This window comes from Pseudomonas sp. TE6288, assembly GCF_054062095.1.
The window spans coordinates 16,392-25,946 of record NZ_JBSSEW010000003.1 but is presented as its reverse complement, the minus strand read 5'-3'; the positions used below and the strand labels follow the sequence as shown (position 1 = coordinate 25,946).

The 9,555-nt window shown below is 63.7% G+C and carries 15 protein-coding genes; 1 reads left to right on the top strand and 14 read right to left on the bottom strand.

Annotated features, from left to right (window positions below):
* Positions 1-32: 32 nt before the first annotated feature.
* From ACVWY1_RS03525 to ACVWY1_RS03470, 12 genes are read right to left on the bottom strand one after another with little or no spacing between them, the layout of a single operon-like run.
* Positions 33-668, bottom strand: a complete 636-nt coding sequence (locus ACVWY1_RS03525; protein ID WP_277504944.1) for an HrpE/YscL family type III secretion apparatus protein — start codon at positions 666-668, stop codon at positions 33-35.
* Positions 647-1,261 carry a SctK family type III secretion system sorting platform protein gene (locus ACVWY1_RS03520; RefSeq protein ID WP_232967879.1) on the bottom strand — a complete coding sequence of 205 codons (615 nt, stop codon included), beginning with the start codon at positions 1,259-1,261 and terminating at the stop codon, positions 647-649. The genes ACVWY1_RS03525 and ACVWY1_RS03520 overlap by 22 nt, the downstream gene beginning before the upstream one ends.
* A gap of 2 nt (positions 1,262-1,263) precedes the next feature.
* Positions 1,264-1,998: a type III secretion system inner membrane ring lipoprotein SctJ gene (gene sctJ, locus ACVWY1_RS03515; protein WP_102684876.1), complete on the bottom strand. Its 735-nt coding sequence runs from the start codon at positions 1,996-1,998 to the stop codon at positions 1,264-1,266.
* Positions 1,999-2,005: 7 nt separating this feature from the next.
* Entirely contained in the window at positions 2,006-2,344 is a 339-nt protein-coding gene (sctI, locus tag ACVWY1_RS03510; RefSeq protein WP_177486006.1) for a type III secretion system inner rod subunit SctI, read from the bottom strand.
* A complete protein-coding gene (locus ACVWY1_RS03505; protein WP_177486005.1) occupies positions 2,341-2,571 on the bottom strand; it encodes a hypothetical protein in 231 nt (76 codons plus the stop codon). The genes sctI and ACVWY1_RS03505 overlap by 4 nt, the downstream gene beginning before the upstream one ends.
* Positions 2,568-2,906, bottom strand: coding sequence for a YscG family type III secretion system chaperone (locus ACVWY1_RS03500; protein ID WP_256659264.1), 339 nt, complete (start codon positions 2,904-2,906; stop codon positions 2,568-2,570). Before ACVWY1_RS03500 ends, ACVWY1_RS03505 begins: the two co-directional genes overlap by 4 nt.
* A gap of 14 nt (positions 2,907-2,920) precedes the next feature.
* Positions 2,921-3,181, bottom strand: coding sequence for an EscF/YscF/HrpA family type III secretion system needle major subunit (locus ACVWY1_RS03495; protein WP_046855008.1), 261 nt, complete (start codon positions 3,179-3,181; stop codon positions 2,921-2,923).
* Position 3,182: 1 nt separating this feature from the next.
* A complete protein-coding gene (locus ACVWY1_RS03490; protein WP_277504948.1) occupies positions 3,183-3,380 on the bottom strand; it encodes an EscE/YscE/SsaE family type III secretion system needle protein co-chaperone in 198 nt (65 codons plus the stop codon).
* A complete protein-coding gene (locus ACVWY1_RS03485) occupies positions 3,370-4,272 on the bottom strand; it encodes an FHA domain-containing protein (RefSeq protein ID WP_277504949.1) in 903 nt (300 codons plus the stop codon). The genes ACVWY1_RS03490 and ACVWY1_RS03485 overlap by 11 nt, the downstream gene beginning before the upstream one ends.
* 1 nt (position 4,273) lies before the next feature.
* Entirely contained in the window at positions 4,274-5,839 is a 1,566-nt protein-coding gene (gene sctC, locus ACVWY1_RS03480) for a type III secretion system outer membrane ring subunit SctC (protein ID WP_277504950.1), read from the bottom strand.
* Positions 5,827-6,249: a CesT family type III secretion system chaperone gene (locus ACVWY1_RS03475; RefSeq protein WP_198753939.1), complete on the bottom strand. Its 423-nt coding sequence runs from the start codon at positions 6,247-6,249 to the stop codon at positions 5,827-5,829. The genes sctC and ACVWY1_RS03475 overlap by 13 nt, the downstream gene beginning before the upstream one ends.
* A 40-nt stretch (positions 6,250-6,289) precedes the next feature.
* The gene (locus ACVWY1_RS03470) at positions 6,290-7,051 is read right to left on the bottom strand and encodes a helix-turn-helix transcriptional regulator (protein WP_146022595.1); all 762 of its coding nucleotides are present in this window, start codon (positions 7,049-7,051) and stop codon (positions 6,290-6,292) included.
* A 376-nt stretch (positions 7,052-7,427) separates the two neighbouring features.
* Here ACVWY1_RS03470 and ACVWY1_RS03465 point away from each other — a divergent pair, with 376 nt between their 5' ends.
* Positions 7,428-7,796 carry a CesT family type III secretion system chaperone gene (locus ACVWY1_RS03465; protein WP_102684866.1) on the top strand — a complete coding sequence of 123 codons (369 nt, stop codon included), beginning with the start codon at positions 7,428-7,430 and terminating at the stop codon, positions 7,794-7,796.
* A gap of 7 nt (positions 7,797-7,803) precedes the next feature.
* Here ACVWY1_RS03465 and ACVWY1_RS03460 read toward each other — a convergent pair whose 3' ends face one another.
* On the bottom strand, positions 7,804-8,388 hold the full coding sequence (locus ACVWY1_RS03460) for a DinB family protein (protein ID WP_102684865.1): 585 nt from the start codon (positions 8,386-8,388) through the stop codon (positions 7,804-7,806).
* A gap of 11 nt (positions 8,389-8,399) precedes the next feature.
* The gene (gene zapE, locus ACVWY1_RS03455) at positions 8,400-9,500 is read right to left on the bottom strand and encodes a cell division protein ZapE (RefSeq protein ID WP_457377786.1); all 1,101 of its coding nucleotides are present in this window, start codon (positions 9,498-9,500) and stop codon (positions 8,400-8,402) included.
* Between the last annotated feature and the right edge of the window lie 55 nt (positions 9,501-9,555).

The following is a 9,555-nucleotide window of genomic DNA, read 5'->3' as shown; positions in this document are numbered from 1 at the left end:
CAGCACCGCCCCATTGCCATGTTCGAGCGGGTTCATGCGTATGCAGCCTCATTTTCAGGAACTCCTTGCAACAACGCCCGCTGCAAAGCGCTCAGTTGCCCCTCGATGCTGGCGTCGATGACGCAACCTTCGGTTTCCAGTCGGCAACCACCGCGTGCAAGCCGAGCATCACCGCAGATTTCCAGGGGGCCCGTGTCGGGAAACTGCGCGAGTATTTCATCGATACGCAGGCGAACCTCGGACACCTGGTCGGGACGCACGTGCAGGATCAACTCCTCCCGTGGGCGAACCTGCGCCATCGCCTGACGTGTGGCCGCGAGCGTCAGCTCGATGTCCGGGTATGCCCCCAGCACCTTGGCCACCGCCTGGTACACCACCTCGCTCATCTGTCGATCGGCCCGGCGATAGAACTCGGCACAGCGCAATCGCACAGTGTGCATCAACGCCGCCTGCTCGACCGCGGCCATTTCCAGCCCGACCTCCCGCCCAAGCCGTTGCTGTGCCTCAAGCACTGCATCGGCCTGGGCATCGATGTCGCTGGCCCGCTGGCGGGCGCTTTCGGTCAATGCGCCGGCTTCGAGAAAGCGCTGGTAGTCGGCGCCGCGCAACACGGTACAGCCTGGTTCGACCATCGGCCGGCAATCATTCAGTTCAATAAATGGCAACATTCCGGGCTCCTGTCTCGGGCCACTTTCAGGCAAAGGGTGCGCGCCAGGACGCGCTGATCGTCGCTCATCGGCCAGGTCGGCAATGCCCCGGTGCCAGGCAGTCGCAGGGCCAGGCGCCGGGCAAAACCGGGATCGGTACACCCGCTGGCCTGTAGCCAGAACGCCAGACCCTGCACGGGCAGCTCCACGTCCAGGGCGCCGCTTGGCAGCGCCTGCTGCCAGCCTGGCGGCCATGGGCCGATGATCAGCCGCCATTTCTCCAGGCAATAGCGCTGGCCTTGATCGTCGAGCACCTGGCGCAAGCGCATCTGGCCGGCTCGGTCGAGAAGTCGCACAATGGCCTGGCCATGCAACAAGCCGCCAACAGTGGCCAGAACACGTTCGAATGCTGGCTGCGGATAGAGGGCCAGCCCACCCAGCCGTTCCGGTATTTCAAAGGGTTCGGCCAGGTCCAGCGCCGACAGCAACCAACCATTGATCGAGCTGTCCCGGCGCCAATGTGGCAAGACCTGGGCCACCTGCCGCAACGGTTCCGGGCAATGAGCCTGGTGCAGGTAACGCGCCGGGCAGTAGCGAAGCTGAAACGGGGTCATGCTCATGCCCGCTGGCGCCACCACAGATACTGCGCGAGATTGCTCAGTACCAGCACCCCCAGCAATGTCCCAATCAGCGCAAGAAGACGCAGGCGCGAACCCTCCATCACATGAATCGACAACAGCGTCGCATGACGCTCCCCCGGCCACAGCTGGCGAGCCTGCGTGGAAGGCACCAGCACCACACTGATGCGGTCGTAGTCGAGGCCTTCGATGCTGTTGCTCAGCAGCTGCTTCATCTGCCCGATGTACAGGTCCAGCGCCGCGTCCGCCGCATGCTTGATGAAGATCGACGCCGAAGCCGCACGGGCCGTTGCACGCAGGCTGTCGCGGGGCTCCGGCAACACCACATGCACCCGCGCCACCAGCACGCCATCGATTTCCGACAGGGTGCGTGACAACTCCTGGGACTTCACATAGGCCAACCGCGCGTGCTCCTCCAGCGGCGACGAAATCAGGCTATCCCGGGGGAACACATCACTGACCGTGGAGAACATCTCCCGTGGGTAGCCCTGGCGCTTGAGCGCGGCTACCGCATGGCCGATGTCAGCCTCATCGATCAGGATCTTCACCTTGCCGTCCTTGTCCTGCGCCTTCACCGCATCGATGCCCTCGGCATCCAGCACCGCGAGCATTTCATTGGCTTCGCGCTGGCCGAGGCCCAGGTACAGCTCGACCTTGCATCCGCCCAGCAGCAGTACCGTCACAAGCAGCAAGCACTGCCATGGATTCTTCACAGTGCACCTACTGGGCTTTCATCAGGGTTTCGATGTTCTGCGTGGTGCGTCCCACGCCCTTGGCAATCAGCTCGACCTGCAGGTTGGTGCGTATCAGTGCCCAATGGGCATCCATCAATGCCACCGGATCACCCACCCCCGAGACCAGGCTGGCATGCGCGCCCTGCCTGGCTTCGGCATGCTGCTGGCCGAGCTGTGCGACTTTGTGCAACACCCCCTCCTCAGGGCTGCCGGCACTGCTGGATAGCGCCTGCTCGAACTCGGCCACTTGGCGGGAATCGACGGACGGTGCCGCCAGGGACTGCAGATCGGTGACCACTCGGGTCACTTCAGCAATGCCATTCATGAGTCGCCCTCCACCTTGAAGGAATCGTTGAGCAGGTCCATTGCCATGGCGAGCACTTGCAAGCGCTGTTGCTGTGCCAGTGCCGGCACCTGCACGAACTCCAGAGCACCTGCGCCCTGCTCGACCAGGCATGCCTGGAATACAGCAGCGTCCCGAGCGACATGGACGGGCTGCGGGATCGGCGCTATTGGCTCACTCGTCAACAATGAGGTGGTCAACCCGTTCATGCCACCACCTGGGCGCGCATACCCTCGGCAAACCGGATCAGATCGCAATCCTCGCTCTGCGCCATACGCTCAAGGCGCCTTTCCAGCGCCGCCATGTAGCCCAGCTGGCGCTCGCACAGCGCCAGCCACGGGCCGAGGGATGGCCAGGAGGCCTGATTGCCTTCTGCCAGGGCCTCCTCGCAGCGTCCCGCCCCCATCAGGCCGGCGATACGTATCGCACAGGCGGCTTCCCTGGTTTCCGGCTGCCGGGCCAGCCAACGCGCAATCGCCATCGCTTCGTCATGGTGATGGTGCTCGACACCCAGCAAGCCCAGGCGCGCCATCAGATTGTTCACCGAGTACTCCATGCTCAGAACTTCTGCAGGATGCTGCTGATGGTGTTCTTGAAGGTCTGGCCCAAGGTCGCATCGACCTGGAACACGTTGGACCAGATGTTCGAACGGTGGCGCATGTCGGCCAGCAACGCGGGGTCGTCGCTTTTCTCGTTGAGTTTACTGAGCGACTCGAGGACGGCCTTGTTGGCCTCTCGCGCCTGCTTGACCATGCCTTCGTGGACCATGTCCATGGTGTTGCTGGTACCATCGTGGAATCCGCTGCTGATGCCTGTCATTTCAATGTTCCTTCAGTTTTTTCAGGATGTTCAAGGCCGCTTCAAGGGCCGTTCGCTCGTCGTGCGCTGCCTGGAATGCCGTGGGCGGCAAAGGGCGCGACATCTGCTCGGCGCGGGCTTGCCGCGCTTGCTCCAGCACCCCGTACATCCAGGCGCGTGTTTGTGGGTCACGTGTTTCCTGCAACAGTTCATCCATCATTAATGGAGCGCTCCTTGAGATTGATCGAGTAGTCCTGCCCACCCTTGCGCAAAGTGATCGCCTGACCATCGATCGCCAGGATGCGGATACCGGAAGGCATCAGCGCACCTACCGGATAACGGCGGTTGTCCGTCAGCGTCACATAGGGCACGCGCCCCAGCGACACCGCGCGCACCGGGAAATCGAGTTTCCCGGGCACAGCGGCCCTGCCCTCATCGACCAGCTTCAACAGCGGATGCTCGGCGAATGCCTTGCGGAACTGGCGTTGCAGGTTGAGAAAGTCCTGATGCTGGCGGTCATGCAGTGCCCCACGCAGCACCAGGGTGTCACCGCGGTCCTCCAGGGTCAGGGCATCTTCCAGGCGCCATTCGCGCAGCAGTTGGGCCAGGCGCGTCCGGGCCTGTGGAACGGGCAGGCTGTGTGGCACGACCTGGGGATCGGCTGTGTCCGCTTTACCCTGTGCTTCGGCCTCTGGACTCAGCAATCGAGTGAGCAACGCCAGCAACAGCAGCACCCCGGCGCCGGGGACCATGAACCAGCCGGCCCGCAATCCGGGCCGGGGGATCGACTCGGGAAGCCGCTCGGCAAAGACTTCGCCCTCTGTACAGAATGCCCAGCACAACGGACCACAACGCTGGATGGCAAGTGCCTGCAACTCGACGTCTGCCGCTAACGTCACCCCGGCCTGTGTCGGTGGTTCGCTGGCGCCCCACTCCAGCAGGCGTACCCCGCCAGGCCCGACCATCAGCACCAGGTGGATAGCGGCGATCCCTGCGTCCACCAGCACCAGATCGGCTTGCGCCGGGTCGGCGCCGATGACTACCCGGCCAGGTGCCAGGGACACTTCGGCCCCCGCATTCAGGCCACTGTAGACCCGCAGTTTCCAAGTCATTTCAAGAGCGCTCATCACGGACAGGACCTGACTTCAAGCCATTGCCGACACTTGCGAGCCCCGGGTCAATCAGCTTCGGCTCGATCAGGAACAGCCGAACCGATCGGCGCGTGCTGCTGGACTGATAACGAAACAAGGCGCCCAGGAACGGAATGTCCCCCAACAGCGGGACCTTGCGCAGGCTCTCGCTCGACTCGTCGCGGTGGATGCCACCAATCATCAGGCTCTGCCCCAGGTCGACCCGGGCCAGCGTGTCGATGACCGTGCGACTGATGGTGGGTATACCATCGGGCCCTGTACTGTTGGGTTTCTGGCTGCCGTCCTCGATATGCAGGCTCAGGCTGATTTCCGGCCGGTCCGCACTGCGGATCAGACGTGGGGTCATCTTCAACAGGGTGCCGTAGGTGATCGCCTTGAGCTCGGCGACGCGTTCACCCAGCACCCGCACATAATAGGTTTCGCTGTGGTCTATCACCGCCAGGGTGTTTTCCTGGGTCAGCAAGGTCGGCCGCGACACCACCTGGGCGCGCCCCTCGCCCTGCATCAACGTGACCTTGGCCAGCAGCCGGTCCACGCCCCGGCTGTCGACCAGGCTGCCAGCAAGCGTGCCCTGCGCCTGGCCTGCGCTGGTGCGAATGTCGATCAACTGGTGCTTGCCGGTACCTATGCCAACCTGCCACTCCACCCCCAGCTCCGCCAGGTGCTCGGCGTTGATGTCGAGGATCGTCAGCCCCACCTCGATGCGCGCCGCCGGACGGTCCAGCGCCGCCACCAAACGCCGGTACATGGGCATGCGGTCTGGGTGGTCACGCACGATGATGGCATTGAGCGACGCTTCGGCCTGGACAACGGCTTGACTGGAGCGAACGGGCGCCCCCTGTGCCACAGCCTGACCTTCGACCGCGCGTACATCGGCGTTCGTCAGTACCCGAGAGAGGAGCGTGGCCACCCCGGGTACCGCCACCTTCTGGTCGCGATAATCGATTTCACGGTCTTCGGCTACCGCATGCCTGAGCGCGATCACCTCGACGCTCAGGCTGCCACCGCGTTCGTCCTGCAACACCGCCTGCTGCTCCAGGGCCTTGGCGGTCTGCTCGACGCGGTCAAGGTAACGCGGCGGGCCCGAGACATACACCAACTGCCCCCCCGCCGCGGCGCGCCAGGCGAAGCGCGACGTCCAGCCGCCAGCCTCCTGCAGGGCGGCGCGCAATTGTGGCTCGCGCACTTTGTCCAGGTGAACAAGGCGGGTCTGTAGTTCGCTGGACTTGCCGACATGCAGCACTGCGCCGTCGTAGTACCAGGCCAGGTTGAACAGTACGGCGACCTGCTCCAGAAACGCCTCCGGGTCCGGCTGCTCGAACGTGGCGCTCACCTGGTCCCTGACCTTGTCGCTGACCACCACCGCCCCCTGGTAGTTGGCGGCGAAGTTGCCCAGCAGGTCACGCAGGCTCTCGCCCTGGGCAACGTAGTGGAAAGGCTCCTGGGGCCAATCCAGTGACTCGCCCTGGGCCGCAAGGCTGGCCAACAGCGCCGTCAAACCGGCGGCAAGCGACCTCAAGGCAGCCATACGCGAGCTCCCCGGTGGGTCGCAGGCACTGGATCGGCATGTTGCTCGCACAGGAGAGCGAGCAGGTCGACCTGAGCACCCAGCACGTGATCCACGATGTCGAGATCGCCCTGGGCCAGGTCTACCTGCGCTTCAAGCAGCGGCTCTCCCGCAGGTGTCAGCGCCAGTCGCTGCGGACAGTGCTGCGCCCACACTGTCAGCATGCTCATCAAGCGGCGCAAGGCTTGCGGGTCGAGGCTGGCGCCATGGCCCGCCAGTGACGACAGCGAGCTGCGAACAACCAGTTGCGTGCCTTGCGGCTCGAGCGAAAGGGCACGTCCCTCGATGCACAACTGGTAGCCACCGCGCTCATTGGCCAACCAGGGAGGCATGCCCAACCGTCGGGCCATTTGCTGCAAAAGTGTGTTCATACGGGCATCGTCCATGCAACGGAGGGAACAGAAGAGTTTGTCAGCCACGGCGAGCATCGCTGGGGGTGCGGCCGAACCGTCGGCGGTAGCTCTGGCTGAAATACGACTGGCTGGAAAAGCCGCTTTCCATGGCGATGTCGACAATGCTCATGCGCGTGTTAAGCAGCAGATGGTGCGCATGGACGATCCTGCGCTCGGTGATCCAGGCCCGGGGCGAGCAGTTGTAGAAGGTGTTGAACAAACTCTTGAACGCCGTCAGGCCCAAGCCGAAGGCCTGGGCGTACTGGTCCAGGCGCCAATCGCGCAGATAGTGCTGTTCCATGAATGCGTGCAGGCGATCGACATGGCGATTGCCCTGTTGCCGCAGTGCCGCCAGCAAGGTCCGCCCCTGCGCTCCGAAAATGAGCAGCAGCAACAGCTCCTCCAGGCGCAGCATCGCCAGCATCGACGAGGTACCTTCGCCCCCGAGCGCCGCCAGGCGGGTCACGCATTCCTGCGCCATCGTGCAGGGTCGCAGCCGGAGGGTACCCACACCTGGCTCGTCACGGCGTTCGAGGTGGGCAAGGTCATTGCCATGACGTTTCACGAACGCCTGCACGAAATTCACATCCAGCGGCAGCCAGAGCACTTCGCATGCCTGCCATTGGCTCGCCACCAGATAGGTGCCGCGCTTGACGAACAGCAGCTCGCCTGCCTGTAGGTGAATGATGTCGTCCTTTTCGCGAAGCGTCAGCTCCCCCACCATCACCGCGTAGAAGCCTTCCTGCCCCTGGGACGCGAACCCCGCCCCGACAACATCCAACTGCCGACCTTGCACACACCAGCCCTCAACTGGAGAAATCCCTTCCACGCGAGGCCATACTTCCCGTAGGACCCTTTACGCACCATCGAGCAGCAGATCGTGCAAGATTCGAATGACCTTGCAGCCCTTGCCCCCCGCGATGCAGCCAGGACCACAGACTACGGCGCCTTCCCACGAATAAACGCAGGGATTGTCCTTGCCGAGAGGGAGGCTATTCGCCATCACTTGTAGGAAATTTATCGACTCTGTAAGGCAATGCGAAGCAAGCCTTCGCCGAACCGCAGGAAGCCCAGCAGTTAAAAAATGGCGACTACACCCAGTATCTTGCAGGGTATGCACTGACTACCGTGGCAAGCCCTTTGATCGAGAGCTCGCCATGTCAGGCACGAACTATGACTATGCATTGACCCAGCTGTACGCTGCCCTGAAGCTGGAGCCCCCAACGACCTTCGAGCCGGTGATCAGCCTGCGGGCAGGGCCTTATGTGTGCAACGTCACCGAGCACCCGGCGGACCACTTGCTGATGTTCATCGAACTTCCCGCAATCGACAACATACGCTGGGGCGAACAAAACCTGTTCTGCCAGGACACCTGCAAGCCTGTGATCGGTGTCGATCCGCTCACCGACATGCAAATACTGTGGAATCGCCAGCCCCTGGCGCAGCTGGACCGCGCCATGGTGCATCACCAGCTGGAGCAACTGGTGCAGGCCGCCCACGATCTGGTGGGTGACGAAACAGCCTGAACGCCGCTCAGTGCTGCCCCCAGACCTGCGCCTCGCTCCAACCCAGCGCGGCAAAATCCTCGGATCGCAGTGAGGCCTCCTCTTCACAGAAGAATTCGTCCAACTGCGGTGGCCTGATCGCCGTATCGCTGAGCATTGCGTGCACCTGGCCGCGATGGTGGATCTGGTGCTCGAACAGGTGTGACAGCAAGCGCAAACGTTGCTCCTGTTGCACCCGGTCCGGTCGCACGATGCTCACATAGCGCCGCAACTGGTCGTCGCGCAATTGCCGGCAATAGGTGATCAGGCGCTGGTCGGCCTGGGCCTGCTGGGCCTGCAGGTCGGTGCAGGTGGCAAAGGGCTGCTCGGGTTGGAAGAAGCGCTCGCCGTCCGGATCCGGCATTTGGCCGCGTTGCTCGCACTCCAGTGCATCCAGATAGAACCAGTCCACCGTCAACAGGTGGTTGAGGGTGGCCTTGATCGACGGGAAGAAACTGCAGCGCGGGGCGACGAACTCGTCCTGGGTCAATTGCAGACAAGCCTTGTACAGGCGGTGGTTGGCCCAGCCATTGTTGTAGGCCTGGGTCAGCAGATGATGCGACAGCGGCTCCATGGTCGGCTCCTTCAGGCGAAGCGTTGCAGTTGCATCTCCCGTAGCCGGCTCAGGGTCCGTTGGTACGGGAACGCCAGATACCCTTGAGTGTAGAGCGCTTCCAGCGGGACCTCGGCCTCCAGGTACAACAACACCCGACGGTCGTAGCATTCGTCCACCAGGGCGATGAAGCGCCGAACGCTGTCATCCTTCGGCGCCAGTGTCGGCAACTGGCGGTCCCCGGCCTCGACGCGGGTGGCCCCATCCTCGGTACCGCGGGCAATTCGCCCGGCCTGCTGGACCCCGCCCAGGGCCGGAATGCCACTGACCAGGATCGCCGGAAAGCGGTCGCACAAGGCCATGAAGTCCATGGCTGCCAGAGGCTGCTCGCACAAAGCGCTGAAGTGGCACCAGAGGGCCTGCGTGCTTCGGCGCAGCACGCCGATCTGCCGGGAGCCAAGCTGCAGCGGCTTGTCGTTGCCTGGGTCGTCCGGGCTCAACTGGCCGAACACCGCCTCGAGCGCGCTCGACCGCCCCGGCTGGCCGACCCAGTAGCGCTGCTGTTGCAGGCCGGGGTGCAAGCGGTGATCCTGCTCCCCCGCCACCGCCAGCACCCGCATGTGCCGCTCGATGGCGGCGATGGCCGGCAGGAACCGCTCGCGGTTGAAGCCATCGCGGTACAACTGGCCGGGCGGCTGGTTGGAGGTGGCGACGATCACCACACCGTGATCGAACAACACCTGGAACAGACGGCCAAGGATAATCGCATCGCCGATATCGCTGACGAACAGTTCGTCGAAACACAACACCCGTATCTCCTCGGCCAACGCCCGGGCCAGGGCCGCGAGCGGGTCGGCGGTGCCATTGAGCTGGAACAGGCGCTGATGAACCCATGCCATGAAATGGTGGAAATGCTGACGCCGGGCCGGCAATTGCAGGCTGCGATGGAACAGGTCCATCAACCAGGTCTTGCCACGGCCGACCGGGCCCCAAAGGTACAGGCCTTGCGTCGGCTGGCCCTGACGCAAGGCGTCGAAGCAGTCCTGCAACGCAGCCACAGCCGCTGCCTGGGCGGGATCGGCGACGTAGCCACGCTCGGCCAGCGCCTTGTGATAAAGGGATTCAGGGGTCATGCCGCGCATGGTACGCCATCGAGGGGCAAGCCCGCTGCCACAACCTTGCTCCAGG

Bases quoted from the DNA above. Each gene is read 5' to 3' on its own strand.
- ACVWY1_RS03525 (WP_277504944.1), bottom strand. From the start codon at position 668: ATGTTGCCATTTATTGAACTGAATGATTGCCGGCCGATGGTCGAACCA.
- ACVWY1_RS03520 (WP_232967879.1), bottom strand. From the start codon at position 1,261: ATGACCCCGTTTCAGCTTCGCTACTGCCCGGCGCGTTACCTGCACCAG.
- sctI (WP_177486006.1), bottom strand. From the start codon at position 2,344: ATGAATGGCATTGCTGAAGTGACCCGAGTGGTCACCGATCTGCAGTCC.
- ACVWY1_RS03505 (WP_177486005.1), bottom strand. From the start codon at position 2,571: ATGAACGGGTTGACCACCTCATTGTTGACGAGTGAGCCAATAGCGCCG.
- ACVWY1_RS03495 (WP_046855008.1), bottom strand. From the start codon at position 3,181: ATGACAGGCATCAGCAGCGGATTCCACGATGGTACCAGCAACACCATG.
- ACVWY1_RS03490 (WP_277504948.1), bottom strand. From the start codon at position 3,380: ATGATGGATGAACTGTTGCAGGAAACACGTGACCCACAAACACGCGCC.
- ACVWY1_RS03485 (WP_277504949.1), bottom strand. From the start codon at position 4,272: ATGACTTGGAAACTGCGGGTCTACAGTGGCCTGAATGCGGGGGCCGAA.
- sctC (WP_277504950.1), bottom strand. From the start codon at position 5,839: ATGGCTGCCTTGAGGTCGCTTGCCGCCGGTTTGACGGCGCTGTTGGCC.
- ACVWY1_RS03475 (WP_198753939.1), bottom strand. From the start codon at position 6,249: ATGAACACACTTTTGCAGCAAATGGCCCGACGGTTGGGCATGCCTCCC.
- ACVWY1_RS03465 (WP_102684866.1), top strand. From the start codon at position 7,428: ATGTCAGGCACGAACTATGACTATGCATTGACCCAGCTGTACGCTGCC.
- ACVWY1_RS03460 (WP_102684865.1), bottom strand. From the start codon at position 8,388: ATGGAGCCGCTGTCGCATCATCTGCTGACCCAGGCCTACAACAATGGC.
- zapE (WP_457377786.1), bottom strand. From the start codon at position 9,500: ATGACCCCTGAATCCCTTTATCACAAGGCGCTGGCCGAGCGTGGCTAC.